Genomic DNA, 26243 nt, shown 5'->3' with positions numbered 1-26243 from the left:
CCGCCAGACTGCCTCGCTCAGACACACTTCAGAAACAATATTCAACAGTTCGGAAAAACTGGCGAAAAGATCGGATGGCATAAGCATCCCTCAACGGCCGGGAATCGGCCGCCGCACACGCGCATATCAGTCGGATGCAGTGGCAGCGCAGCCGGCAAGGCCTTGCCAATCTGGCGGCAGCCTGGCAATGCGCGGCCAGCACGGGAAAGTTTGGAAATGGACTACGGTATCGATATCGCCGCATTGGACAGGGACGCGGCAAGGCCGGGCAGAGAGCCCGAAGCGGGCGACGCGCAGCCGAAAACCGGCGCCGGCGCCGCAACGGTCGCGCGCGCCCAGATCCTGACGGGCGCCGACTTCGCCCAAGCGGGTCAGCCCGACGAGCGGCTGGACAGGGTCTTCGAGCAGCTCGCCGAAACATTCGCCACCTTGCCGGCGGTGATCTCCGACGGACGCAGCTGGACCTATGAGGAGCTGGACAGCCGCGCCAACCAGTTCGCCCGCGTGCTGATGAAGCGCGGCGTGCGGCCGGGCCACCGGGTCGGGCTCATTCTCGACCGGTCGGCGGAAACCTATGTCGCCGTGCTCGCCGTCGTGAAGGCAGGCGCCGCCTTCGTGCCGCTGGCCACCGCCTTTCCGCAAGAGCGCATGGCGCTGATCATCGAAGACGCCAGCGTCAGCCTTATCGTCACCATCGCCGCCTATGCGTCGCGCGCCGACCAGCTGCCGGTCCCCCATGTGCTGATCGACAGCGCCGCCGCCGAAATCTCCAAACAGTCCGGCGCGCCGCTGAAGCCACAGAAGGCCGCCACTGCCGGCGAAGACATCTGCTACATCCTCTACACCTCCGGCACGACCGGCAGGCCGAAGGGCGTCGCCGTCCGGCACCAGAGCTTCGTCAACTTCATCCGCGTCGCCGCCGCATCCTACGGCTACAAGCCTGGCGATCGCGTCTACCAGGGCATGACCATCGCCTTCGACTTTTCTTCCGAAGAGATCTGGGTACCGTTCGTCGCCGGCGCGACGGTGGTGCCGGCACCCGGCCAGATGCCCCTCGTCGGCGAGGAGCTCGCCGATTTCCTGCGTCTTCACCAGATCACCTGCATGGCCTGCAGCCCGACGCTTCTGTCGTCGATGACATCCGACGTGCCCAGCCTGCGCACGCTCCTGGTCGGCGGCGAGGCCTGCCCGCACAATCTGGTGGTGCGCTGGTCCAAGCCCGGCCGGCAGATCCTCAACACCTACGGCCCGACAGAGGCGACCGTCACGGCAACGATGGGCGCGCTGACGCCCGACAAGCCCGTCACCATCGGCGCGCCGCTGCCCACCTATTCCATCGTCATTCTCGACCCTTCGCTGCCGGAACTGGCCGAGCCCGGTGAACTGGGCGAGATCGGCATCGCCGGCATCGGGCTCGCCGTCGGCTATCTCAACCGGCAAGACCTGACGGACCAGAAGTTCATCCCCGATTTCCTCGGCCTGCCGAACAACCCGTCGCGACGCATCTACCGCACGGGCGACCTTGGCCGGATCAACGGCGATGGTGAAATCGAATATGCTGGGCGCATCGACACCCAGGTGAAGATCCGCGGCTATCGCATCGAACTCGGCGAGATCGAGGCGGTGCTGCTCGACCAGCCCGAGATCGCGCAAGCCGCCGTCACCACCTGGGAGATCGAGCCCGGCCGCGTCGAACTCGTCGCCTATTACGCGCGCAAGGCCGGCCAGCCGGCGCTCGCGCGCGCCGACATTGCCCAGACGATGAAGCGGCGCCTGCCGGATTACATGGTGCCCTCCTATCTGGAGGAGCTGCCGGCGATCCCGATGACGGTCTCCAACAAGGTCGACCTTCGCCAGCTGCCGAAGCCGACAAGTGTGCGGCTCTCCGCCGACCGAGCCATGGTGGCGCCCGGCAATGACGACGAGCGTTTCCTGGCCGAGGCGCTTGCCGCGGTGCTGAAATTCGACGACGTGTCGGTCGAGGACAATTTCTTCGACGATCTCGGCGCCAACTCGCTGCTGATGGCGCATTTCTGCGCCCGCGTGCGCACCCGCAAGGAATGGGCGACGACGTCCATGCGCGACATCTATCTCTATCCGACGGTCGCGCGCCTGGCCAAACATCTGTCCCTGCCGGAAGAGATGACGACGGCCACCAACGAGCCTGTCCTCACCCGCCGGGCCTCGAATTTCGCCTACTGGACCTGCGGCATGGCGCAGTTGCTGTTCTACGGCGCCTACAGCTATGGGGCGCTGTGGGCGATCAACATCGGCCTCAACTGGATGTATGACGCGCTCGACGATCCGCTGCAGCTCTACATCAGGTGCGTGGCGCTCTCATCGGGCGTCTTCTTCGGCATGACCGGCTTTGCCGTGCTGGCGAAATGGGTGCTCATCGGCCGCTGGAAGGCCGGGGCGTTCCCGATCTGGGGGCTGCGCTACTACCGCTTCTGGGTGGTCAAGACATTGATCCGCACCGCCCCCGTCGTGCTCTTCCGCGGCAGCCCGCTTTACAGCTTCTATCTGCAGATGCTCGGAACCAAAATCGGCAAGAACGCCGTCATCGAATCCCGCTCCGTGCCGATCGGCACGGACCTCATCTCGATTGGCGCCAACACCATCCTGCGCAAGGAATCGCTGATCCTCGGCTTTCGGGCGCAGTCCGGCTACATCCATATGGGTCCGCTGACCATCGGTCGCGATGCCTTCGTCGGCGTCGGCTCGACGCTCGACATCGACACCTCGATCGGCGACGGCGGCCAGCTCGGCCATTCGTCCTCGCTGCAGCGCGGGCAAAGCATCCCGGACGGCGAACACTGGCATGGCTCGCCGGCCGTGCCGACCACGGCGGAGTATTGCAAGGTGCGCAACGAGAACGCTTCCGACGTCAGGCGCTTCCTCTTCGAAGCGGTCCAGCTGATCGGGCTGTTTGCCGTCGTCATCCCGCTGCCGCTGCTGTTCCACAGCTATTGGGAGAATGTCGGCGACGACTATCAGGAAACGATCGGCCTGGTCGCGATCGGCACCACGGTCACGCTTTTCGGCTATATCGCGGCTGCTTTTCTCGCCGCGACGCTGCTGCCGCGACTGCTCAGCCTGGTGCTGAAGCCGGGCCGTACCTACGCGCTCTACGGTTTCCGTTACTGGCTGCAGGCGGCCACCGAATTCTCCAGCAATTCGCGTGTGCTGGGGCTGCTGTTCGGTGACAGCTCGGCGATCGTCTATTACATGCGCGCCATCGGCTGGAACCTCAACAAGGTGGTGCAGACCGGCTCCAATTTCGGCTCCAACCAGCAGCACGAAAACCCGCTATTGTGCGAGATCGGCAGCGAGACCATGGTGTCGGACGGACTGTTGATGATCAACATGCACAAGTCGGCTTCCGCGTTCCGGCTCGAGCCGACGCGCATTGGCGAGCGCAACTATCTCGGCAACAACATCTACTATCCGCCGGATGGCCGCACGGGCGATAACGTCCTGCTCGGCACCAAGGTGATGATCCCCATCGATGGGCCGCTGCGCGAGAATGTCGGCCTCCTCGGTTCGCCTGCCTTTGAAATCCCGCGCATGGTGAACCGCGACAAGGAACTCATCGCCGGCGTCGACGAGGCCGACCGGCGCAAGCGCATCCCGTTCAAGAACTTCCACAATCTGGTGACGATCCTGCTGTTCCTGGCAACGCAATGGGTCATGCTGTTCGCCACGCTGGCGATCTGGGACCGGGCGCTGAACTATTATACCGAATGGGCGGAGGTCGCTCTCTTCGTCGCCGTGCTTTTGACCTCGGCGATCACCATTCCGTTCTACATCCTGGTCGAGCGGGCAAGCCTTGGTTTTCGCAGGCTGAAGCCGCGGATAACGACGATTTACGACGTCGACTTCTGGCGTCACGAACGCCACTGGAAGCTGGCGGATTCGCCGATCGTGAACCTGTTTGGCGGCACGCCGTTCCGGCCGATCATCCTGCGCCTGCTCGGCGTCAAGGTCGGCAAGCGCGTCTATGACGGCGGAGCCAACCTTACCGAACGCTCGCTGGTCGAGATCGGCGATGACGCCACGCTCAACGAGGGCTGCGTCATCCAGGCTCACTCGCTTGAGGAAGGCGCGTTCAAGTCCGACTACATCCGCATCGGCAAGGGCTGCACGCTCGGACCGTCCGCCTTTGTCCATTACGGCGTCGTGATGGGCGAAGGATCGGTGGCCGATACCGATTCCTTCGTGATGAAGGGCGAAGAGCTGGAACCCTACTCCATCTGGCGCGGCAACCCGGCCAAGCTGCATCGCTTCGTGGTCCCGGTCACGGAAGACGGCGCCAAGGCGTCGGCTTGAAGGCCGCAGAAGTCCGTCTCGCTCCTGTGACCGAGGCCAACCGGGCCCTGGTCGCGGCGCTGGAACTGGCCCCGGAGCAGATGGATTTCGTCGCCAGCAATGCGGACTCGCTGCGCGAAGCCAAATCCGACAGGGACGCACGGCCGCGTGTCGTCATGGCCGGGGATCGTGTCGTCGGTTTCCTGATGTACGACGCACCGGAAGATGACGACGAGGCACGCATCTATCGCTTCATGATCGACCGTGCCAGCCAGGGCAAGGGCTATGGCAAGGCCGCGGTGCGTGAAGTGCTGAAGGAAATCTGCGGGCTCCGCCACATCAGGCACGTCTCGATCTGCTATGAACCGGAGAATGAAGCGGCGCGCCAGCTCTACCGCGCCGCCGGTTTCGTCGAAGAAGGGCTCGACGAGGATGGAGAAATGATCGCCGACCTCGTCCTGCCGAGGGATGACCGCCGTTGACGTTGCCGCCCTCCCCTGAAGGCGCGTTGACCGAGGCGATGGCGGCAATCGCGCCGCCAGGCGTCCGGACCGGATGCCGGCTGATAGGCGACGCGGACGAGGCTCATCTGCTGCCCGAAGAAGCGCGTTCCATCTCCGCGCGCCAGCCGGCCATGCGGCGCGCCAGCGGCGCTGCCCGCTGGATCGCGCACCGGCTGCTGGCCGATATAGGCATCGGCAACGTCGCCATCCCGCGCGCGCCGTCGGGTGCTCCCACCTGGCCGGACGGCATAATCGGTTCGCTCGCCCATGACGACGACATGGCCGTGGCGGCTGTCGCGCGTGTCGGCCGCATCGTCTCCCTCGGCATCGATGTCGAGCCGGCCCAGGCCCTGCCGGATGATATTTCCGCAATCGTTGCAACCGGCGCGGATCGGACCGGTGCGGCGGACCGGCTTCTTGCCGGCCGCATCCTGTTTTGCGCCAAGGAAGCGGTCTACAAGGCGGCCTATCCGCTCGATCGCGAGATCCTCGGTTACGAAGACATCGCCGTCGACCTCGATGCCGGCCGCGCGACGACGAAGACCGGCCGCAAGGTCAGGCTCGCATACTGCGTTGCCCCGCGCGTGGTCGTCCTGGCGTTTGTCGGCGAATAGCGCGCCACCCTATTCGCTCACGATCTCCCGATAGGTCCTCACCGCGCCATCCAGCCCACGAATGCGCCAAGTCTCCCCTTCCCGTCCCTCGACAGGACACGGCCCGAGCGGCACTTTGCCGCCGCCTTCCGGCAGGTCGAGCACATAGACGGGGTTGCAGATGCCGGACAGGCGCGCCCTCAACGCTTCCACCAGCGCCTGGCCCTCGGCAATCGTCGTGCGCCGGTGCGCCATGCCGCGCGCGAGGTCGCCATGGTGCAGGTAATAGGGTTTGACCCCCAGCCGATACATCAGCTCGCGGCAGAGCTCTTCCAGCACCTCGACGCTGTCATTCACGCCTTTCAGGAGAACGCTCTGGTTGAGCAGCACGAAGCCCGCCTGCCGCATCGTCCGGCAGGCCGCCTCGGTGGCATCGGTGATCTCGCGCGCGTGGTTGAAATGGGTGACGACGGTGACCATCAGCCGGCCCTGCAAGGCTTCGACCAGCCCCGACGTGATGCGCGACGGCAGCGCCACCGGCACGCGCGTGTGGATGCGCAGCAACCGCACATGCGGTATGGCCTCGACGCGCGCGCGGACTTCGGCCAGGGCCTTGTCGGGCAGCGACAGCGGGTCGCCGCCGGTCAGGATCACCTCGCGGATTTCGGGATGATCCGCGATATAGGCCAGCGCCGCCTCCAGCGCCTCGCGTGTATAGCCGCGGCCGATCGAGGTCAGCGACTCCTTGCGGAAGCAGAACCGGCAATAGACCGCGCATTGATAGGTCGGGAACAACAGCACCCGGTCGGCATGGCGATGCGTCAGCCGGGGCACCGGGCTGAAGTCATGGTCGGCGATCGGATCGCCAAGCTCGCCCTCCGTCTCCACCAATTCGCCTGGTGACGGGATCACTTGCGCGCGGATCGGATCGGCCGGGTCGTTCCAGTCGATCAGATCGAGATAGGCCTTTGGCGCACGTACCTTGTGCAGCGCGGCGGCAGCTTGTACCGCTGCGCGCTCGGCCGGCGACAGCGGCAGCAGGTCGAGGTCGCGCACATGGCGCACGCCCTGGCGGACATCGTCCTGCCAGTCGGGGGCGCGGGTTGCATCTTTAAGGTCGATCATGGCAGCTCTCGGAGTGATCGCGCGGACCTATCGGCCGGATGGACGGCGCGGTCAACCGTCACCGGAAGCCAACGACGCCCGCCGCGCCGTCGGGTGCCAACCTTTATCAGGGCATCCAAGACGTGCGCCTTTTATCCGCGGTCGTTGACTCCAGTGCAAATTCGCACGCCAATGTCGGTGCATATTCCGAGCGGGGACCTGCGATGAAAAGAGCTTACGTCAAACCGGTGCTGGCAAAGCACCAGAAACTCTCGGCCGTAACGGCCCAGGCAATCAATTCCAACGACTCCCAGGCGCCTGAGTAAACCTGAACGCAGGCCGGCAAGACGAAGTCGGCGCCAACCTCGTCTACACCGCCGCTTTCGACCCACCCACCAACCCCAGCCGCAGCAAGCTCTCGGCCGTGGCGACAATCGCCTCTTCGGCCGGGCGCGGCGTCCAGCCGAGCAGGCGCGTTGCCTTTTCGCTGGTGGCGTCCATCATCACGCCGAGATGCCTGGCCAGCATCTTCGTCGTCGGATCGCCGCGCAGCGCCAGCAGGCGGATCACCCAATTGGGGATCTCCCGCCTCGGCACCTTGGCTGCGGCCGCGCCCATCCGCCGGCGTAGTACCTTTGCGACATCCGCCATCCACAGGCTGTGGCCCGAAATGCCGATGAAGCGCTCGCCCTTTGCCGCCGGACTGGTCATTGCCAGCAGGTGCAAATCGGCAAGGTCGCGCACGTCGACATAGCCTGAGTTGACCTTTGGACAGCCGGGCATGCCGTCCATCAGCCGCTTGATCAGCCCGATCGAATGCGAGAAGTCGGCGGCGAGAACCGGGCCGAGCACGGCGACCGGATTGACGACGGAGAGTTCGAGGCCGTGGCCTTCCCTTGCAATAAAGTCCCAGGCGGCGCGCTCCGACAGCGTCTTCGATTTCTGGTAGGGCGCGACAGTGCCGCTAAGGTCAGTCCAGTCGGTCTCGTTGAACGGCCGGGTCTGCGGCGCATGACCCATGGCGACAGCGCCGATGGCCGAGGTCAGCACGACACGTTTCACGCCAGCATCGCGCGCGGCCTTGAGCACCCGCAGCACGCCGTCGACGGCCGGCCGCACCCAGTCTTCCTCGCGCGTCTGGCTGCCGGAGGGCGTCGGCGAGGCGCCATGCATGACATAAGCACAGCCGGCGACCGCCTCCGCCCAGCCGGCGTCCGCGGTCAGGTCTGCGGCAACGAAGGACAGACGGTCGCCGGGCTCCGCGCCGCCTTCCCTCAGCATCGTGCGCACCTCGGCTTCGCGCTTGAGCGAGCGCACCGTCGTGCGCACGCGATAGCCGGCGTCGAGCAGCTTGAGGATGCAGTGCGATGCAATGAAGCCTGAGCCGCCGGTTACCAGCACCAATTCGTCTTTCATGTCGGTCTCCTGATATCTCCGCCGCTCGCGGCGGCCTTTCATTGGCCATCAGCTATGCCCGCCAGTTCGGATTGTGAATGTTTGAAAATCCGCATAAATTGCGCGAAAGTACAAAAATGACCGGCGATCCCTTCTCCGACATCCTCAAATTCACCAGCGCGCAGACCATGGTGACGGGCGGCTTCACCGCCGGCGGGCCATGGGCGCTGCGCTTTCCGGCGCCCGAAAAGATCAAGTTCTTCGCCGTGGTGAAGGGCAATTGCTGGATCCGCCTCGAGGGCGAGGACGAGCCGGTGCATGCGCTGACAGGAGATGTGCTGCTTTTGGCGTCCCGGCGCTCCTTCATTCTGGCCAGCGACCTGTCCGTGCCGCCGCTCGACGCCATGGCGGTGTTCTCTGGCTGCAAGATCGCGCAACTCGGCGACGGCGAGGATTTCGCGCATATTGGCGGCCATGTCCTGCTCGACCAGGCGAGCGGGCGGCTGCTGGCCGATGTCTTGCCGCCCTGGATCCACATCCAGGCCTCGTCGCCGCAAGCGACGATCCTGCGCTGGATCCTAGACCAGGTGGTGCGCGAGCAGGCGGATGGCCAGCCGGGCGCCAGCCTTGCGTCGGCGCAGCTGGCGCAATTGCTGTTCATCCAGGTGTTGCGGGCGCATCTGCAGACGTCGAGCCTGATGCCCGCCGGCTGGCTACGCGCGCTCGCCGATCCGCGCCTGGCGCCGGCGTTGCGGCTGATGCATGGCGACCCCGGCCGCGACTGGCATCTGCAGGAGCTTGCCAGGGCCGCCGCCATGTCGCGCACCAGTTTTGCCTTCCATTTCAGGCAGACCGCCGGCGTCGCGCCGCTGACCTACCTGACGCAATGGCGCATGCATCTGGCCGAACGCGCCTTGCGCGAGGAAGATACGCCCGTAGCGGTGCTTGCCCGCTCGCTTGGCTACACCTCCGAAAGCGCCTTCAGCAATGCCTTCAAGCGCGCCACCGGCACAGCACCCAAGCGATATCGGACCGCGGGGAGAGCCGAGCCTCCGGACAACGCCGAAGCACAACCGCTGGGCCTGGTGTCTTGAAAAATCAGGCGAGGCGGAGGCCCGAGACAAGTGGACAGCTCGGGGCTGTCCAGCTGGCCCCCGCCTGATGCATGCCGCCCCAAAGGGGACATCGGTTTTCAAGGAACCGACATGCAGGCCCGCGGACAGATTGGACGTTGGCGTCCGCGGCGGCCAGTCGTCATATGACGAGTATCAGCCCAGAGCGGCTACTCCTTGGCGCGGTAGGCTTCCGGGATGACGAACACTTCGTCGGCGCGGCCATAGCCGCCATCGGCGACTTCCTCGACCAGCACCATCGTGGTGGGCCGCACGACCTCGCCGAAAAAGTCGACGAACATGGCTGTGGTCCGGTGGATGAGGTCTTCCTTCTGCGCCTTGGAGAGTGCGGCCTGCGGTACTTTTATGTTGGCGAATGGCATGATCGTTTCCTTCTCTGTTGCGGTTGGGTTTCAGGTTTTGGGCTGGACCGGGGCCCTGGAGACACCGGCGACGGCCTCCTTCAGATAACGCCGCCATTGACGCGGATGATTTGTCCGTTGACCCAGCCGCTGTCCGGCCCGGCGAGGAACGAGACGACGCCGGCAATGTCGTCGGGCTGGCCGAGCCTGCCGAGCGGGCTCATCTTGGCCGTAGCCTCGATCTGCGCCGCGCTCTTGCCGTCCGTGAACAGCGCGGTCTCGACCGGTCCGGGCGCCACGGCGTTGACGGTGACGCGGCGCGCGCCAAGCTCCTTGGCCAGGATGTGGGTCATCGCCTCGACGGCCGCCTTGGTGGCGGCATAGACGCCGTAGCCCGGCTTGTAGAGGCCGACGACGCTCGAGGAGAAATTGACGATGCGGCCACCATCGCGCAGGCGTTTTGCCCCTTCCCGCATGCCACGGAACACGCCGCCGAGATTGATCGCCACCTGCGTGTCGAACGCGGCGTCATCGGTCGCGGCGATCGGCGAAGGCTTCATGATGCCGGCATTGTTGACAAGGATGTCGACGCCATCGAACGCCTTCTCGCCGGCGTCGAACAGCGCGGCAATGCCTGTGGGATCAGCGATATCGGCCTGCACGGCGATCGCCTTGCCGCCTTCGGCTTCGATCGCGCCGACGACCGCTTCGGCCTCGGCGCGGCCGCGTGCATAGTTGACGACGACGGCGATGCCGTCGGCGGCGAGCCGCTGTGCGATCGCGGCACCAATGCCCTTGGAGGCGCCGGTCACGATCGCGGTTCTGGTTGGGTTACCCGTACTTGCGTGCCGGTTTGTCATAGAAGTCTCTCCGTGTTGTCAGTGACACGGATATAGACCTTGCCATCTTCCGGATAATCAGCCGCCCCTTGACATCACTATTCGGAAATTGCGAACAAAGCCGATGGATCGCTTGGACACGATGCGACTCTTCGTTCGCGTGCTCGAACGGCGCAGCTTCACCGCTGCCGCCGCCGATCTTGGTCTGCCGCGCTCAACCGCGACGGAAGCGGTCCGCCGGCTCGAAGAGTATCTCGGCGCCCGCCTGCTGGAGCGGACGACGCGGCAGGTGAACGCCACGCAGGACGGCGAGGCCTATTACCAGCGCTGCCTCTCCATCCTGGCCGAGATCGAGGATGCGGAAGCCGCCTTCCGCAACGCCGAGCCCTTCGGCCTGCTGCGGATCGACGCCAGCACGCTGCTCACCCGCACCTTCCTGCTGCCGCGCCTGCCGGAGTTTTTGGCTCGCTATGTCAGGATCGACCTGCGGATCGGCCAGAGCGACCGGCTGGTCGACCTCGTGCGCGAGGGCATCGATTGCGTCATCCGCGTCGGCGAACCGCGCGACAGCGGCATGATCATGCGGCGGCTGGCCATGATCCGCGAGATGACTTGCGCCAGCCCCGCCTATCTCTCTCGCCACGGGATACCCGCCTCCCCCGACGCGCTCGACGGCCACCAGGCGGTGGGCTTCGTCTCGTCGCGCAGCGGCGAGGTGCTCCCCTTCGAATTCACCGTCGCCGGCAAGACCCGCGAAGTCCGATTGCCCGGCCGCGTCGCCGCCAACAATTCCGACACCGCCGCCGACCTGGCGCGGCTCGGCCTCGGCCTCATCCAGGCGCCGCGCTATCGCTTCGAGAAGGACCTTGCCGACGGCACGCTGGTCGAGGTGCTGGCCAGCTACCCGCCATCGCCGACGCCGCTGTCGGCGCTCTACCCACAGAACCGGCAGCTCTCGCCACGCCTGCGCGTCTTCCTCGACTGGGCCGCGCGCATCTTCGCCGAGGCGAACCTTTAGAACGAGGGACAGGCATCGATCGTTGCCCATCATGGTAGCTCGCCGCTATCGACCCCATCCCCGACGAAACCGTAGATGTTGAAGCAAAACGGCATTACTCTGCGCAGTCTGGGATCTAGGGGCAAAAGGATGGATTTCAGCACAGGCCATGGCTACCTCCTCATCGGCGGCCTCATCCTGGTTGGTGCCGGGCTGCTGATCCTGTCGCTGATCGTCAATCTTCGCGTCGCCCACAGCGTGCGCGACGACGTGCGCCATCGCGAAAAGCTGCTCGAATATTACCGCAACATCTTTTCACAGCTGGGCGTGATCCTGATCGGCATCGGCGTGTCGCTGTTCATCTTCTTCTTCCAGCAGAACTATCAGGACCAGCGCAGGCGCGAGACGGAACTGCAGCAGGTTCTCACCAAGCTTGCGGCGCGCATTGCCCGCGGCGCCCCCGTCCTCGGATCGCTTGGCGAATTCGACGCGCTGCTGGATGAAGGCGGACCCTATGTCAGTCCGGAACTTGGGGGAACGAACGCCGCGGTCAGCGCGCAGGGAACCGAGCTCGGCAAGCAGGTCGCCGAGATCCTTCGGGTCGAGCGCGACGTCGATATCAGGGACTTCGACCTCCTGAACCTGTCGCGCGATTTCGAATCGTCGTTCGTCGTCAACGAGCTCGATCCGACGCTATGGTTCAACATCGTGCGCGACGAGAGCGAGGTCAAATACGCCACCACCCAACTCGCCCTCGACTACAAGGACCTGCAGGACGCAATCGGTGGCGATCCGGTCGAGGTCGCGCTCGCCGATCCCGAAAAGCAGCGCAAGGTCAAACATGAGGTGCTCGACATCTTCTACGACCTGCTGCGTCAGCGCAGCAGGCGATTTCTCGGCCGCGCGTGCTGGCTCTTCAGCAACGGGCGCGGCTTCGTCACCCTCGCGCCGGTCGACGCGATCGAGGCCGATGCCAGGTCGCACCAGGAATGGATCGACCGCTCGAAACCTTTGCTGACCCAGGCGAAGTCGGGCAACGGCGATTGCTCCAAACTGCTTCAGTTCGGCGCGCCATCGTGAGTTGAGAACCGGTGGGCAAGGCCGGCGCTTTGGTGTCAATCCAATCACTCTCAACAACGGGGGCCGACCTATTGCGGACTCTTAGTTGCGGGGGGCGCTTGACGCGATCCGCCCCCTGAGGCGTCCTTCGTTTGTTACTTGGTGAATAGCGGCTTTGCGCCCTATTGCTGTCATTGATGGACACCGCGTCGTAGCCCAGAAGCAGACGTCAGTGGCGAAGTGCAATGCCGTGGCTGGCCGCTGTGCCGGCTGAACGAATTGACGATAGTCAATGCCGAAACCCGGCTAATTCGCTTCCTTGACGGGGCTGCATACGGAGCGGGGCGAGGTCAAAATCGGCCAGTTGTGCCGGCAGGCCTATGGCTCCGAGGGTTGCACTGATGGGTTTCGGCACTCATTCGGGAACGGTTGCAGTGGCCTCTGAATGGGACGTACCCATGGAGATCAAGACCGTTCTCCTAGCGCAAATTGCGAAGTCGATACCGTGGAGCATATCTGATGGGCGCATGTGGTATATGGGAGATTGCGTGAGATCAAGGACGCTGCACCGTCAGCGCGCTAGTTGGACGCCATGCTCTTTTCCACCCATTCGCAGCAATCGCAGAATCTGGTCGAGGGGGAGGCGCTGCCTTACACTTTCGTGCGGTTCATCTTCGCCGCGAGCGGATGGCATCAACTCGCCGTCTCGGCTATTTCCGTCGCCGTCTTCCTGTTGGATGCAGCACCGATCGAAACGCAGCGCCGGATCATCGACGCCGCGGTCAAGGGCGGAACAGCCTCGACGATCCTGACCCTGATCGCGGCCCAGTGCGCCCTGATCGTCGCCTTCAGCCTCAGCAAGCTCGTCATGAACGTGTATCGCGCCTGGCTCGGAGAATCCGCCACGCGGGCGCTGCGCGTGCTCATCGAGGAGCGACTCGCGCGAACCGACGTACCTGAGGACCACCCGAACAGCGGCACGGGGCTGGCGATGATCTTCGCCGAGGCCGACGATGTCGGAGTCTTCGTGGGGTCGAGCATCAGCGAGCCCATCGTCGAGGCCGGCTTCCTGATCAGCGTCTTCGCCTATCTCGCGGCGCTGGAAATCCGCATGGCGCTGCTGAGCCTCGCCGTGCTGGCACCGCAATTCGTCTTCGTCCCGCTGATGCAGCGCTCGATCAACCGACGCGTCGCGCGCCGAACGCAGACGCTGCGGCAGTTCGGCAACGACGTGCTCGCGGCCGTGCCTTTCATCGGCAACGGCCGCAATGTCGAGCGCCTCGACGAGGTCTTCGCGCTGGACATGGGCGTCATCAAGCTCAAGTTCTCGCTGAACTTCCTGATGAATCTTACCTATTCGTTCGGCAACATCCTTGTTCTCGGCATTGGCAGCCTGCTCGTCATTCGAGGACAAGCCGAGATCGCGACGGTGATCACCTTTCTCTCGGCGACGGGGAAGGTCGTCGATCCGTGGAACGACGTCGTCGACTGGGCGCGGAATTTCTCGGTTGCGGCCGTGAAGTACGAGCTGATCGTGCAGGGCATCGGTGTGACCGGTGGAGACGGGGCGCCGAAGCCAAAAGTGTCCCTGGCGAAGGACAGGATTTAGGTCGACTGAAGACCACGCCGATGCATTCGCTCAGGAGGGAGGGCGCGAGCCCTACCGGGCTGCGCCCGATGGCGTTCCCGTGTCCCCGGCGGCGCGGCCTTCATCGCCAGGGGCTTCATCGCTTCCGCCAGCCTCCAAACGCTCAACCTCCCGTCCGGACAGCTGTGAGGCGCTATGCGAACAGACCGGCCACGAGCAGTTCCTGCTGGACATTCGCCGAGGTTTCGTGAGCAGCCTGCGCACCGCTTCGGCGCAGCCCCGGTGACCCCGCTCTCAGGGGAGGGACCGGGAGTTTGACCGACGTGTTGAAGGCACTTGCCCAACGATCTTCCGGATCGCTCGGCGGAAGCGTTCTCCCTGGGTGGCCCTGGATCCGCACAACCTCATGAAGCCTGTCCTCTGGGAGCTGCCGATCAGGCGCAGCCCACCGAGAGGTCGGTTCGAAGGCTCAAGGCAAAGGTCGGCTTTCTGGCTCGATCATCCTAACAGCCGCCGGTTCGCTTCCGGCCCCGTCCCGGTCGTTGAGAAACGCACGTCCGAACAGCAGCTTCTGGCGTAACGTGCTCGCCTAACAACTGAGCCGAACGGCAACTCCACCCTGCCAGCCCTTAGTCACCCACCCGCCGCAGTGTGCCGAGACGGTTGTCGTCGAGGAAGCCTATGGTCATGGCCGACGCCTTGCCGTCGGGGCCGACGACGAAGCTCACGCCGGTCGGCCTGTCCGGCATCTCGGCGTCGGGGAAGGTCAGGAACAGATCGCCGTCGAAATGCGTCAGTGAGTAGGACCGGGCGCCGGCCGGGCCGACCTTGAGCACAAGGCTGTCTCCCGCGCTCGCCACGACCGCGTCGCCGAAGAAGTCGTTGATGTAGCGGCCGGCATAGGCACCGGCCGGTGCGCCCGGCCTTGCCGGAGACGGCTTCGTGGCATAGGTAGCCTTGGCCGCCTCGACCACCGGCCCGAACATGCCGCCGTAGATGCCGTCCCACGCCTTGATCCAGTCCTTCTCGACCGAACCCTCGAAAACGAGATCGGCAAAACTGTCGGACAGCCCCTCCGGCACGCCTGTCGGGAAGGCGTTGGCGAGGATGACGATGCCAAGCTTCTCCTCCGGGAAGACCGTCACCAGCGTACGCGCGCCGACGCTGAAGGCACCCGCATGGCCCCAGCTCAGGCCATGGCGGCCGAATTCGACATTCCAGCCGAGGCCGTAGAACGATGCGCCGCCCGAGACAGGGTTCTTGCCCCGCGTCATCAGCGGCACATGCGTCTGATCCAGCGCATCGGCGGCAATCACCGTCTTGCCTCCATAGGCCCCGTTGCCAAGGATGAGGCGCACCCATTGCGAGAGATCGCGTGCGGTGGAACTGACGCCGCCCGCGGGCGCCTGCGCATCCGGATCGCGCTTTATCTTCGCGGCCCAGGCGCCATCGACCTTGATGTGGAGTGCCGCGCGATTGGCGTGCTTGACGAAATCAGCGAGACGCGAACTGGTCGAAGCCATGCCGACCGGACGATAGAGTTTCTCCTCGGCGACCTCCTCCCAGGGCTTGCCTGTCGGCATGGCGGCCGCGATGGCGCCCTCGGTCAGTCCGAAATTGCTGTAGGAATAGCCGGCGCGAAAGCTCGACGATGGCGGCACGAACCGCAGCCGATGCAGGATCTCGGCCCGATCGTAGCCAATGTCCTCGAGGTCGTCTCCGGCAGTGCCCGGAAGCCCGCTGCGGTGCGAAAACAGGTCGCGGACGGTGAGTTGACTGGTTGGATAGGGATCGGCCAGCCGGAAGGCCGGATCGAGGTCGGTGATCTTAGAATCCCAGGACACGATTCCGTCGCTGACCAGCGCCGCCACCACGGTGGCGGAGACCGGCTTGGAAAGCGAGGCGATCTGGAACACCGTGTCCGGATCGACGGCCTCCGGCTTGCCGGCCTCGCGATGCCCGAACCCTTTCAGGAAGACCACCTGGTCATCATGCACGACCGCTATGGCGAGACCGGGCACGCCACCGTCGGAGACGGCGGCTTGCGCCAGCGCTTCCAGCTTCGGCAGGGCGGCAGCTATGCGCTCGGGTGTGACGGGGTCGGCCAATGCGGCATGGGGCCAAAGCACCATTGCGGCGATGGCGGCCCAAATCCTCAAATGACAGAGTTTCCGATCAAGCCGCATGCTCGCGCCTCCCCTCCGTGCGTCCACCCGACAATAGTACAGCCTGGCGCCGGCGAGGCCAATGCTGGCTCACCTCTGGACTTTCGCCGCAATCGACCCGCGCTGCGTTTTCGGGCAATCTCCCGGCGGCGCACCCATGGGGAGAAGATGCGCCGCCGAGGGAGGATTGCCATGACCAGGACGCCAGCAGCCAGCCTGCCGCGCTACGACGATGCCGTTGCGCGCTTCCGCATCGAGGATGAAGTCGCCAGGCTGCACGGCGACCCCGTGACCGGCATTAATGCCTACGTCGAATGCTGTGGCCGCCATACCGGTGAGAACCGGCTGGCGCTGCGCGCGATTTCGGCCGGCGGCGAGTTGCGCGAGTTCAGCTTCGACGACCTCGACGCCCTATCGGGCAGCGTTGCCAACCTGCTCAAGCAACTCGGCGTCGGTCCCGGCGATGTCGTCGCCGGCATGCTGCCGCGCATTCCCGAACTGGTCGCGCTGATCCTCGGCACCTGGCGCATCGGCGCCGTCTACCAGCCGCTGTTCACCGCCTTCGGCCCGAAGGCGATCGAGCATCGGCTCGGCTACAGCGGCGCCAAACTGGTGGTGACCAACCCGGCCAATCGCGGCAAGCTTGAAGAGATGGAGACCTGCCCGCGTGTGGCAACCATCCTTGGCACCGGCGATGCCTTGCCCCAAGGCGACATCGATTTTCGAACCGCCCTCGCTGCCGCCTCGCCGGATTGCGAACCCGTCATGCGCAAGGGCGATGACCTGTTCATGATGATGTCGACTTCGGGAACAACGGGCCTGCCCAAGGGCGTGCCGGTGCCACTCAGCGCGCTGCTCGCCTTCGGCGCCTATATGCGCGACGCCATCGGGCTCCGCCCCGACGACATCTTCTGGAACATCGCCGATCCCGGTTGGGCCTATGGCCTCTACTACGCCATCACAGGCCCCTTGCTGCTTGGCATCGCCACCACCTTCAACGAGGGCGCCTTCACCGCCAAAAGCACATACGACGTCGTCGAGCGGCTCGGCGTCACCAGCCTGGCCGGCTCACCCACCGCCTTCCGCATGCTGCTCGCCGAAGGACCCGAGGCCGCCGCCCGCATCAAGGGCCGGCTGCGGGTGGTGAGCAGCGCCGGCGAGCCGCTCAACCCGGAAGTGATCCGCTGGTTCGACGCTCATCTTGGTGCGCCCATCCACGACCATTACGGCCAGACCGAGAATGGCATGATGGTCAACAACCACCATGGCCTTGGGCATACTGTGCGTGCGGGCTCCGCCGGCTTCGCCATGCCGGGCTACCGCATGGTGGTGCTGGACGAGGCCGACAACGAACTCGGCCCCAACCAGCCCGGCATCCTCGCCGTCGACATCGCCAACTCGCCGCTGCGCTGGTTCGACGGCTATCACCAAGAGCAGACGCCGGCGATTGTGGGCGGCTATTACCGCACCGGCGACACGGTCGAATACGAGCCGGACGGCTCGGTCTCCTTCATCGGCCGTGCCGACGATGTCATCACCTCGTCAGGCTATCGCATCGGCCCTTTCGATGTCGAAAGCGCGCTCATCGAACATCCCGCGGTCAACGAAGCGGCCGTGGTCGGCGTGCCCGACCCGCAGCGCACCGAAATCGTCAAGGCCTTCGTCATCCTGGCGCCGGCCTACCAGGGCAGCTCGCAGCTGGCCGAGGAGCTTGCGCAGCATGTCAAAAAACGGCTTTCGGCCCACGCCTATCCGCGCGAGATCGACTTCGTGGCGGAGCTGCCGAAGACGCCAAGCGGCAAGATCCAGCGGTTCCTGCTGAGGAAGGCGGAGGTGGAGAAGCGGAAGGGGTGAAGCGGACCTCGAGGTAGAAACTTCGCTTTGCACCAAAGCGGCCTGTCAAAACCCACCAGCCATGAAGGCTCGAGGCTCGGCCGAACAAAGCTATTGGCTATCGTTCTTGATGCTCTGCGTGACGTTGATCCCGTCCGCCTCGATCGTCAGCGTCTCATTCAGTTCGGAACCGCTGGCTTCAATTGACTTGGCAAAGCCGACCAATTTCGCTCCCGGATCGGGTGGCCGACCCATACCTGGGTTATCAATAATATTAAACGAGTATTGCGCGATCCATAACTGCTTGTCCGGGTGCACGGATCCCCATGTGTTCGTCGTTTTGACGTGCTTTCGTACGTAGTATGCGTTGGTCTCCGCGTAGTACCAAAATACGGAAAGATGAAGGGCGCTGTCGAACTGGTCGCAACCGCCGTTCGGATTCAATATAAGCCATCCGCGAGACATGAAGGAATCGTAGCCCGGCTGGGCGTATCCGATAGAAAAATAAACAGTCTGCGAAAAATTATTGCATATTCTTATTTCTGCCGAAGCGCGCTCTGCATATATCGCCAAGGGAAGCGTGAGCGATAGAACCGAAAGGACACGTCGTAAGGCGGACATGCTAACCCCCATCGGGACGGAGCGGTCCGAACAATCCAACCCTCTTTCCGCCAGCCAAGACAAGTGCGTTGGCGGAGGCCTCGTGGGTACGCCATCCCTCGTCAAACTTGCGATGACGGCCAGTGTAGGTCATCGACGACCGTATCAGGCTGACGGCAATTTGTCACTTGGCGTCCACCACGCGCAATGCGCTTTTCGTATGCACCGCCTCAGGCATCAAAGTGCCGGCGGCGAAGGGCTCTCCGGTGGACCAAGGGCATGACGGTCTGCAATTTCGAGAAAATGGCGGCATGCACCATTTCGGCGGCACGGCGAGCGAGCAGACCGACTTCCGACACACCGTGGCGATGAAGCTCGACCATCGCCGAGGAAGCCTCATGGCGCCGATCAAGTAGGAAAAGCGTCATGCCGTGCAGTCAGCTCGGCAAATAACCGAACCGTTCCATTTGAGCATGGTGCTTGGTTACGATCTGGTCTACCTGGCTCGGCGTTAGAACCTCGCGCCATTGATCGGTTTTGCCCGCACGGAAGAAGTTCGCCGTGGCCGCTTCAGGTCGCTCCCGAAAACCGCCCTCCTTTTCCTCGGCCTGCAGTCTCTCGAATGACGACATGTCGAGCGCGCTGTCGAGTTCGGCGGCAGATGGATTCATCTTGAGATGATTGGCAAGTCCGGCGAAGGTCTTGGCTTGGTCGGCGAGCATGTCTTCATATCGCATGACGTAGATTGCCGCATGCCCCGACCGGGTCCAGCTGTGCACATGCTCGCTCCAGGAGCCCCAGATTTCGTACACCTGCTTTTCGCTGATCGTCGTGCGCATGCCTTCACAGGCCATGAAATCGATTGTCTCATCGATTGGCCTGCCGCGATGGTGCGACAATGAGATGACCACATCGAGCGGGTTCCTGACGATGTAAACGGCGCCCGCCGTCGCGGCGGGACTGATGACTGGCTGACCCTCGTCCATCAGCAAGGCATTGTGCGTCTTGATAAAGGCGACACCACCCGCTTCGTCAGCGATCCTGATCTGAACCTTGGGACGCAGCGTCGGAATCAGTTCCATGTCTTCCTTGGTTATTTCCCGCCCGGCCAGGACGGAATAGCGCCATCTCCCGGCCTCGCCGCTGGAGAAGCGCCCCATATTGTTGATCGACTGCGCACCAGCCTCGCCATGCAAGACCCTCAGGAGGCTGTGAAGGAAATGCCGCGTCCAGGTGTTGCCGGACTTCGGGTATGACGCCAGCCAAACTATTCCGGATTGATGGGACAAACTGGCCTCCTTACCGCCTTGCCACCGCTGGTAGCGTCTCTGGCATTTTTTGCAACAGACGCGAGAATTCTAATTTAATAATATCCGCGTGAGTTGAATATTTAATCAGCCCGGCCTCATGTGACGTTGGGGAATTAATTGGGCTTGGGAATCATCATGCATTTGAGAAAAGTACTGCTTCTGGGCGTCTCGTCCATTGCGTTGGCGGCCTTGGCGCCGGCGGCGCCCGCCGCCGATCTCGCCGATACCTCGCTTCCGGTTGCAGCTTCGTTGCCGCTGACGGTCTTCATCGAAGGTGGTGTGAACTGGGCGAATGGCGACCGTCTGTATCCGAACACGCCTCCCTGACTTCTTCTCTCCCTTCGCGGGAGCAGGCGGTGAAGTAGCAGCGGGTCTCGACTACCGCATCAATGAAGCCTGGCATGTCAGCGCAGCCTTCCGCTACGGCTGGAACAAGCGCAACAAGAATCACGACGCGACTGAAGTCGTCACCTTTGCGCGGCCGCCGGGAGACGGCACAAGCGGACCCAACAGCTCATTTGACACCACGGACGCGCGTGCCGGAACGGTCCATGTGCGCTCGTCGCATTTCGTTGCCGATTTCGCGGTGGGCCGCGACCTCGGCATCGGAGCCGGACAGGCTCAGGTCAAGCTTGGGCTGCGCTACGCCGACCTGAGCGAGAAGATAAGCGGTCCAGGTGTTGCTTACACCGATACCGGCTTGGGATCGCTGACGTCTACGGACAGCGCCTATCTGAAGAGCCGCTTCCAGGGCCTCGGCCCACGCATCGCGGTCGAAGGCAGTATGCCTATATCGGGCCAGTGGGGCGTGGACTATGGCGCGGGCGCCGCGTACCTGTTCGCTCTCAAGCGCGACCGGACATTTACGGTCGAACAAGGTGCGACGATCAACCAGTCCGACAAAAAGGGCGTGTTCAACCTCGATGCGTCATTGGCGTTGACATACAACTTCACGGAAACCACCAAGGTGGCGGTGGGATATCGAGCGGATGCGTATTTCGACGCCTTGCCTGGAATCGATTTCACGAAATCGGGCGGCGGATCTGATACCACCCGTGTCTATCACGGGGCGTTCCTGAGACTGACGACCAACTTCTGACCGTCTCACGCATTGTGACGCAAAAAGCCCGCCGACTTCCGGCGGGCTTTTTTTGCGCCGAGAGGCCGGTTGACAAAGCCACACATGCCCACTGCCGGAAGGCTGTCGGCGCAGTGGCGAGTGGCCCAGTGTCAGATCTTCAAAAATCGATAGGCGAAGCGATCGGTCTCGCCTTTGATCGAGGGATCGAAGACCTTGATCGAGTGCGGATCGTCCTTGTTCGCGAGGATGGTGCTTTCCGCGTCCAGTACGAAGCCGGCCGCCTCCACCTCCTCGCGAACGGAGGCAGGGTCGATCCGGTGCAGCGCCTGAGTGTCGCTCGTGCCCGACCCAGGGGCGGCGGCGTGGTCGACGATGACGTAGGACCCGCCGGGCTTCAGGCGCTTGTAGACGGCTCGATTGAAGTCGGCCGCCGTCGCGCCCTTGGCCTGAATCAGCTTGGTGTGGAGATCGTGGTAGAACAGGTGCATCCACAGCACATCCGCTGGTTGCGTGGCCTCCGGCATCGCCACGAGGTCCGCGGAGACGGCTTCGACGTTCTCTCGGCCCGGCTCCTTCGCGAGCGTCCGCATGAGGCCGACCGGATCGTTCTTGAAGTGGGCGACTTCGGCCGGCACGAAGCTGTAGACTCGACCCTTTGGTCCGACGATGTCGGAGAAGAGGCGCGTCCAGTCGCCGTCGCCTGGGTAGACGTCGATCACGGTGGAGCCCGCATCGATGCGTGCGAACCTGATCAACTCGGATAGCTTGGATTGGTCGTACATCGGAAATCTCCTTTACGGTTGGGCATTAGACGAGGGCGCGGCGTACAATGGGGAGGTTTTCGGCTGATCCACCGCCTTCCCCGAACCGATAGCCGCAGTCGGCCAACGCTAGACAGGCCCGGGCGCGTCCAACTGCGCGGCCCGGGCCAGCGCTTGCGTGTCGACGTATTCACGGATGTTGGTCAGTCTACCGTCCCGGACCGTGATGGCGAAGATCCAGTCGTCCTCGAACGTCTTGTTCGTGGCTTTGATCCTCCCCGTAGCGACGCCGACAACCAGGACCCGGTCTCCTTGCGCCACGAATTCCCGGGGTTCCGCGGACGTTTCTATCGACCTGGATGCCGTCTCGAGCAAATCCGCCAGCCCGGCGTGTCCGCGGCGCGTTCCGGCCAGCGGCCAGTCCTCGCCCGGAATGATCCACTCGATGTCTTCGGCGACCAGCGCCAGCAGAGCCTCCCTGTCACTGCTGCCGATCGCGGCGAAGAAGTCCTTCACGGTCTGGATGTTCTTCTCAATGCTCATGGGAATTTCTCCATTTCGCACGGATCGCATCACGCTCGATCCGATCCGTGCATCTTGGCCCTGCCGGTGGGCACGTCGTGTTCATCAGTCGAACTTGACCAGGTCCTTGAAGATCAGCTGACCCCAGCTATTTCCGCGCGCCTGGACGAGCAGCCCACCTTCCGACAGCCCGCCAAGTTTGATCGGCGCGAAACCGAGCTTTTCCGCGAGCGCACCGATCTCCGCCGCGGCAGCGTCATCGTCGCTCGCCAGGAACACGACCCTCCTGCCACCATGTACGGCCGGATCGTGGTCAAGAACGGCAGCGACCAGATGGTTGAAGCCCTTGACCAGTCTGCCGCCAGTGAAGGCCTGCGCAACGAACCTGGAAGAAGGCTGTCCCCCCAGTTTTTCTGGCGGCACGCCGTAGGCATTGGTCACATCGACGATGGTCTTCCCCTGCCAGGTGGCGAGCGCCTTCGCGACCTCTGGGTGCGACTCGAAACGGACAGCCAGAAAGATGATGTCCGCCTTGAGGGCGTCCGCTAATTTTTTGGGGATGATCGTGGGACCGATCGCGGTCGCGGCGGATGCAAAACGTCCCGGGTCGCGCGTGGTTGCAACGGATACTTCGATGCCCTTGCGGGCAAACGCCTTGGCCAAAGCCTGGCCGATATTGCCGAAGCCGATAATTGCGTAACTCATAATGTTTCTCCTGTCTTGTATTGGAACTAAAGTCTGAGAGGCGGGGGCACTACTGGCGCGGCTGAAGGGCCTGCCACGGGACCCCGCCGGGCTCAGACCTGCGCCCAACCACCATCGACGGCGAGATCTATACCGGTGATGTAGGAGCTTTCATCGGAGGCGAGGAACGTGAGGGCAGCCGCGATTTCCTCGGGCTTGCCCCTGCGACCCATCGGGATCGCTGCAGCAAACTGGGCGACCGCCTGCTCGGCTTGCTCAGCTGTAAGGCCGGTCGTTGTCGCCAAGGCGGGAGTCTCGATCGCGCCAGGGCTCATCGTATTGACGCGGATATTGCGGTCCTTCAGCTCCATCGTCCAGGACCGCGAGAAGCTGCGAACAGCCGCCTTGCTTGCTGCGTAGGTGCTGAACGCTGGCAGCCCCATCACATTCGAGACCGAAGAGTTCAGAATGATCGATCCGCCGTCTTTGAAGATGGGAAGGGCCTTCTGCACCGTAAAGAATAACCCCTTCACGTTCACATCGAAGGTCTGGTCAAAATGGGCCTCGGTGGCTGCCGCGAGTGGCGCGACTGTCCCTGCGCCCGCGTTTGCGAACAGAATGTCGATGTGGCCATGTTTCTCTTTCACGGTGGCGTAGAGCCGGTCCAGATCTTCCAGGCGTGAGACGTCGCCCACGACTGTTGTCACGTTTCTCCCGATGAGGGCCGCGGCCTCCTGTAAGACTTTCTCGCGTCGCCCAACGATCACGACGTGTGCACCTTCTTCTGCAAAGCGCTTGGCCGTCGCCAAGCCAATCCCGCTGCTTCCGCCCGTGATGACTGCGACTTTGCCTTCAAGTTTTTTCATGATGTTCTGTCCTTGGTTGTGTTGCCCTGACGCGGATCGCGCCGGGGTCAGAGTTGCGCCAGGCCGCCGTCAACGGCGACTTCGCTGGCGGTCATGAAGCTGCTGTCCGACGATGCGAGAAAGGCGGCCACCGCCGCGATCTCCGCCGGATCAGCCATGCGCTGGAGCGGAGTCATCGCGCCGTAGGCTTTCTGGCCCTCCTCGCCCAGCGCTTCCTTCGCGAGTTCGGTCGCCGTCGCCCCCGGCGACAATACGTTGACCCGGATGCCGGTGCCCTTCAGGTCTTCCGCCCAGGTCCGCGCCAGATTGCGCACTGCCGCCTTGCTCGCGCTATAGGCAGTGAATCCCTGAGCACCGGTGGTGCCGGCGCTCGACCCGGTCAGGATGATCGAACCGCCCTTGCCCATCAGCGGCAGCGCCTTCTAGACCGTGAAGATCGTGCCCTTCACATTGGTGTCGAAGGTTTCGTCAATGTGCTCGGCGGTGATCTTGCCGAGCGCGAGCGGGCTTCCCGCCCCGGCATTGGCGAAGACGATATCGAGGCTTCCGCGCTCGGCCTTCACCGCCGCGTAAAGACTGTCGAGATCGGATTCATCAGAGACCGAGCCCTTTACCGCTCGGGCATTGGGCCCGAGCTGGGCCAGTGCGGCGTCAAGTGCTTCCTGCCGGCGGCCGAAGATGAAGACCAAGGCTCCCTCCTCGATGAAGCGCTTTGCCGCCGCGCGGCCTATGCCGGTGGCGCCGCCGGTGATGACGGCGGTCTTTCCATTCAATCTGGTCATGACGTGCATCCTTCCAGGCTTGCGCCTTGGTCATTCGGGAACGCCCCGAGACCACCAAGATGGGTCTGCCCGGGTCGGTCGTTGAGTGAGGAAGCGCGCACATCGGTGGTGCGAAATCGATCCAGTACGGCTATAACAGCAGCCGCAACGATAAGGTTCCGCCGGAATTGGACCCCGCTCGTCGACAAGTGTTGTGATGGCCGCCCTGTCCGGTTGCAGATAGTTTAGGGCTTTGGAAGGCGCACCGCGCGGTGCGGGATTGCACCATGATCGACTGGGATGACGTTCGCTACTTTCTTGCCGTCGCACGCGGAGGCTCGGTGCGGGCCGCCGCCAAAAGCCTCGGCGTCAACCACGCGACGGTGCTGCGACGCATCGCCCAGCTTGAGGAACGCCTCGGGGCGCAGATGTTCGAAAAGCTGCCTTCGGGCTACCGCCTGACGGCCGCGGGCGAGGAGGTCCTCGAGCTCGCGGAACAGATGGAAGGGTCGTCGTACCAGTTGGAGACGCGCGTCTTCGGGCGCGACCAGAGCGTGCGCGGGCTTCTGCGGGTGACGCTGGCTCCGACCCTTGCGACACACCTGCTCATGCCGGACTTCGCCGATTTCGCGCGTCTGCATCCAGACATCGAGATGGACATCCTATCCTCCGGCGAGCTGGCAAATCTGACCAACCGGGAGGCCGACGTCGCGATCCGTGTCGTCTACGACCGCAAAACCCTGCCGCTCAATCTTCACGGCCTGAAGGGACCGGAGCTGTTCGGCAGCGTCTACATGTCCCGGGATCGACTAGCCGCGTGGCGCGCTGGCGCGCCTGATCGCCTCCGTTGGATCGTGATAAGCAGTCATGGCATCCCGGATTGGGCCCGCGAGGTTCCCACCACGGGGGTCCCGTTCAGGACCACGGACGGCGAGGCGCAGATCGTTGCCGTACGGCAAGGGCTCGGAATGACGACACTGCCGTGCTTCATTGGCGATGCCGACCCCCTGCTGGCGAGGGTGCCGGGTACCGACCTGCACATGTACGGAACGCTCTGGCTTCTCACACAGGGCGAGACACGCAAGACGAAACGTGTGCGGCTCTTCACCGAATTCGTATCGCGCAGGCTCGCCGTGTACGCGCCACTTCTCGCCGGACTGTCTGCATCGCGCGACTGACGCGCGGCAAGCGTCGCCGGCGACGCTTGCCGAGGACAAGAAATGACTTGCACGCAGTAGCTTTATGAAAACTGTCGGTAAGGACGTGGCGTTGGTGGCTCTGCCCAATTCAACGCTCAAGGTGATGTGTTCGCCTGAGATCAGTGCGCCACGCCATCCGCAGCGTGCAGAAGCCTCCAGGCCAAGCCGAGACGGCCCATGGAATTGCGAGGCAAAATGTTCCGCGGCGACATCCTCCAGGCCGTCATCGATGAGCGCCTCGATGCTTTCGCCGCATCAGGGCGAGCTGCATCTGCCTGGCGTGTTCCCGGTCGGCCTCTCGCATGATTGCCGGGCTGACCGAGGCACGACAACAGAGCGCTGGCCTCGGCTGTTACAGCAGTAATCGCATCTTCGATCTTCATTCTGGCGACCTCATCAAGAATGATGCTGACGCCTCCCCGCAAGGCGACGGTGGTCCGTCGCTTCTTTTCTAGAGTTCAAGCTGCCGCGCGTTCCCGAAAACGGCGCGCCAGTCTGAAAATTGCTGTCTTCTCCGGGTCCCCCAAGCAGCCTGGTTTGGCGGCCTCGTTTGGCCAAGACAATATCCGCCAAATTTGATTCAAAGGCGAACGGATAGTTA

The 26243-nt window shown here is 63.7% G+C and carries 24 protein-coding genes and 1 pseudogene; 13 read left to right on the top strand and 12 right to left on the bottom strand.

What is annotated here, in order from left to right:
* The first annotated feature begins 216 nt into the window (after positions 1 to 216).
* Genes HGP13_RS15045 through HGP13_RS15035 form a run of 3 tightly spaced genes read left to right on the top strand, consistent with a single transcriptional unit; the run spans position 217 to position 5425 of the window.
* The gene (locus tag HGP13_RS15045) at positions 217 to 4329 is read left to right on the top strand and encodes a Pls/PosA family non-ribosomal peptide synthetase (RefSeq protein ID WP_172226655.1); all 4113 of its coding nucleotides are present in this window, start codon (positions 217 to 219) and stop codon (positions 4327 to 4329) included.
* Positions 4326 to 4790: a GNAT family N-acetyltransferase gene (locus HGP13_RS15040; protein ID WP_246707388.1), complete on the top strand. Its 465-nt coding sequence runs from the start codon at positions 4326 to 4328 to the stop codon at positions 4788 to 4790. Before HGP13_RS15045 ends, HGP13_RS15040 begins: the two co-directional genes overlap by 4 nt.
* Positions 4787 to 5425, top strand: a complete 639-nt coding sequence (locus tag HGP13_RS15035; protein ID WP_246707387.1) for a 4'-phosphopantetheinyl transferase superfamily protein — start codon at positions 4787 to 4789, stop codon at positions 5423 to 5425. Before HGP13_RS15040 ends, HGP13_RS15035 begins: the two co-directional genes overlap by 4 nt.
* Before the next feature lie 9 nt (positions 5426 to 5434).
* On the opposite strand, the gene HGP13_RS15030 is transcribed toward HGP13_RS15035, so the two are convergent.
* Entirely contained in the window at positions 5435 to 6529 is a 1095-nt protein-coding gene (locus HGP13_RS15030) for a KamA family radical SAM protein (protein ID WP_172226652.1), read from the bottom strand.
* A 38-nt stretch (positions 6530 to 6567) separates the two neighbouring features.
* Here HGP13_RS15030 and HGP13_RS15025 point away from each other — a divergent pair, with 38 nt between their 5' ends.
* Complete coding sequence (locus HGP13_RS15025) at positions 6568 to 6834, top strand: hypothetical protein (protein ID WP_172226649.1); 267 nt, start codon at positions 6568 to 6570, stop codon at positions 6832 to 6834.
* 43 nt (positions 6835 to 6877) lie between these two features.
* Here the strand turns inward: HGP13_RS15025 and HGP13_RS15020 are convergent, their stop codons facing one another.
* Positions 6878 to 7924, bottom strand: coding sequence for an aldehyde reductase (locus HGP13_RS15020; RefSeq protein WP_172226646.1), 1047 nt, complete (start codon positions 7922 to 7924; stop codon positions 6878 to 6880).
* A 116-nt stretch (positions 7925 to 8040) separates the two neighbouring features.
* Here HGP13_RS15020 and HGP13_RS15015 point away from each other — a divergent pair, with 116 nt between their 5' ends.
* Positions 8041 to 8997 (top strand): AraC family transcriptional regulator, encoded by a 957-nt coding sequence (locus HGP13_RS15015; RefSeq protein ID WP_172226643.1) that lies wholly within the window; start codon positions 8041 to 8043, stop codon positions 8995 to 8997.
* Positions 8998 to 9185: 188 nt separating this feature from the next.
* Here the strand turns inward: HGP13_RS15015 and HGP13_RS15010 are convergent, their stop codons facing one another.
* Complete coding sequence (locus HGP13_RS15010) at positions 9186 to 9398, bottom strand: 4-oxalocrotonate tautomerase family protein (RefSeq protein WP_172226640.1); 213 nt, start codon at positions 9396 to 9398, stop codon at positions 9186 to 9188.
* Between the two features lie 80 nt (positions 9399 to 9478).
* A complete protein-coding gene (locus tag HGP13_RS15005) occupies positions 9479 to 10237 on the bottom strand; it encodes an SDR family oxidoreductase (protein ID WP_172226637.1) in 759 nt (252 codons plus the stop codon).
* Between the two features lie 103 nt (positions 10238 to 10340).
* Between HGP13_RS15005 and HGP13_RS15000 the strand changes: the two genes are divergently transcribed.
* The 3 genes from HGP13_RS15000 (at position 10341) to HGP13_RS14990 (ending at position 13881) form a co-directional block, all read left to right on the top strand.
* The gene (locus HGP13_RS15000; RefSeq protein ID WP_172226634.1) at positions 10341 to 11234 is read left to right on the top strand and encodes a LysR family transcriptional regulator; all 894 of its coding nucleotides are present in this window, start codon (positions 10341 to 10343) and stop codon (positions 11232 to 11234) included.
* 129 nt (positions 11235 to 11363) lie between these two features.
* Positions 11364 to 12293: a hypothetical protein gene (locus HGP13_RS14995; RefSeq protein WP_172226631.1), complete on the top strand. Its 930-nt coding sequence runs from the start codon at positions 11364 to 11366 to the stop codon at positions 12291 to 12293.
* A gap of 571 nt (positions 12294 to 12864) precedes the next feature.
* Positions 12865 to 13881: an ABC transporter ATP-binding protein gene (locus HGP13_RS14990; protein WP_172226628.1), complete on the top strand. Its 1017-nt coding sequence runs from the start codon at positions 12865 to 12867 to the stop codon at positions 13879 to 13881.
* 608 nt (positions 13882 to 14489) lie between these two features.
* Here HGP13_RS14990 and HGP13_RS14985 read toward each other — a convergent pair.
* Entirely contained in the window at positions 14490 to 16046 is a 1557-nt protein-coding gene (locus HGP13_RS14985; RefSeq protein WP_172226625.1) for a serine hydrolase, read from the bottom strand.
* Between the two features lie 171 nt (positions 16047 to 16217).
* Between HGP13_RS14985 and HGP13_RS14980 the strand changes: the two genes are divergently transcribed.
* Positions 16218 to 17879: an acyl-CoA synthetase gene (locus tag HGP13_RS14980; protein WP_172226622.1), complete on the top strand. Its 1662-nt coding sequence runs from the start codon at positions 16218 to 16220 to the stop codon at positions 17877 to 17879.
* 90 nt (positions 17880 to 17969) lie between these two features.
* On the opposite strand, the gene HGP13_RS14975 is transcribed toward HGP13_RS14980, so the two are convergent.
* The gene (locus tag HGP13_RS14975) at positions 17970 to 18479 is read right to left on the bottom strand and encodes a DUF1036 domain-containing protein (RefSeq protein ID WP_172226619.1); all 510 of its coding nucleotides are present in this window, start codon (positions 18477 to 18479) and stop codon (positions 17970 to 17972) included.
* 167 nt (positions 18480 to 18646) lie between these two features.
* Here HGP13_RS14975 and HGP13_RS14970 point away from each other — a divergent pair, with 167 nt between their 5' ends.
* The gene (locus tag HGP13_RS14970; protein ID WP_172219730.1) at positions 18647 to 18874 is read left to right on the top strand and encodes a hypothetical protein; all 228 of its coding nucleotides are present in this window, start codon (positions 18647 to 18649) and stop codon (positions 18872 to 18874) included.
* A gap of 21 nt (positions 18875 to 18895) precedes the next feature.
* Here the strand turns inward: HGP13_RS14970 and HGP13_RS14965 are convergent, their stop codons facing one another.
* On the bottom strand, positions 18896 to 19747 hold the full coding sequence (locus HGP13_RS14965) for a sulfotransferase domain-containing protein (protein ID WP_172226616.1): 852 nt from the start codon (positions 19745 to 19747) through the stop codon (positions 18896 to 18898).
* 138 nt (positions 19748 to 19885) lie between these two features.
* On the opposite strand from HGP13_RS14965, the gene HGP13_RS14960 reads away from it, so the two are divergent.
* Both HGP13_RS14960 and HGP13_RS14955 read left to right on the top strand, forming a co-directional pair.
* Positions 19886 to 20095: a hypothetical protein gene (locus HGP13_RS14960; protein ID WP_172287179.1), complete on the top strand. Its 210-nt coding sequence runs from the start codon at positions 19886 to 19888 to the stop codon at positions 20093 to 20095.
* Positions 20061 to 20867, top strand: coding sequence for an Lpg1974 family pore-forming outer membrane protein (locus HGP13_RS14955; RefSeq protein ID WP_172226610.1), 807 nt, complete (start codon positions 20061 to 20063; stop codon positions 20865 to 20867). The genes HGP13_RS14960 and HGP13_RS14955 overlap by 35 nt, the downstream gene beginning before the upstream one ends.
* Positions 20868 to 20998: 131 nt before the next feature.
* On the opposite strand, the gene HGP13_RS14950 is transcribed toward HGP13_RS14955, so the two are convergent.
* The 5 genes and pseudogenes from HGP13_RS14950 to HGP13_RS14930 all read right to left on the bottom strand — a co-directional run bounded on the left by HGP13_RS14950 (position 20999) and on the right by HGP13_RS14930 (position 24464).
* Positions 20999 to 21631, bottom strand: coding sequence for a class I SAM-dependent methyltransferase (locus HGP13_RS14950; RefSeq protein WP_172226607.1), 633 nt, complete (start codon positions 21629 to 21631; stop codon positions 20999 to 21001).
* A gap of 108 nt (positions 21632 to 21739) precedes the next feature.
* A complete protein-coding gene (locus tag HGP13_RS14945) occupies positions 21740 to 22153 on the bottom strand; it encodes a nuclear transport factor 2 family protein (RefSeq protein WP_172226604.1) in 414 nt (137 codons plus the stop codon).
* Between the two features lie 84 nt (positions 22154 to 22237).
* A complete protein-coding gene (locus HGP13_RS14940) occupies positions 22238 to 22840 on the bottom strand; it encodes an NAD(P)-binding domain-containing protein (RefSeq protein ID WP_281411001.1) in 603 nt (200 codons plus the stop codon).
* A gap of 89 nt (positions 22841 to 22929) precedes the next feature.
* Positions 22930 to 23682, bottom strand: a complete 753-nt coding sequence (locus tag HGP13_RS14935; RefSeq protein ID WP_172226590.1) for a glucose 1-dehydrogenase — start codon at positions 23680 to 23682, stop codon at positions 22930 to 22932.
* A gap of 47 nt (positions 23683 to 23729) precedes the next feature.
* Positions 23730 to 24464: pseudogene (locus HGP13_RS14930) on the bottom strand (SDR family oxidoreductase).
* A 266-nt stretch (positions 24465 to 24730) separates the two neighbouring features.
* Between HGP13_RS14930 and HGP13_RS14925 the strand changes: the two are divergent.
* Positions 24731 to 25621 (top strand): LysR family transcriptional regulator, encoded by an 891-nt coding sequence (locus HGP13_RS14925; RefSeq protein WP_172226587.1) that lies wholly within the window; start codon positions 24731 to 24733, stop codon positions 25619 to 25621.
* Positions 25622 to 26243 lie beyond the last annotated feature (622 nt).

Origin of the sequence: Mesorhizobium sp. NZP2077, from assembly GCF_013170805.1 — a bacterium.
GTDB lineage: Bacteria > Pseudomonadota > Alphaproteobacteria > Rhizobiales > Rhizobiaceae > Mesorhizobium.
The sequence above is the reverse complement of the archived record's forward strand: the minus strand, read 5'-3'. Positions and strand labels throughout refer to the sequence as shown.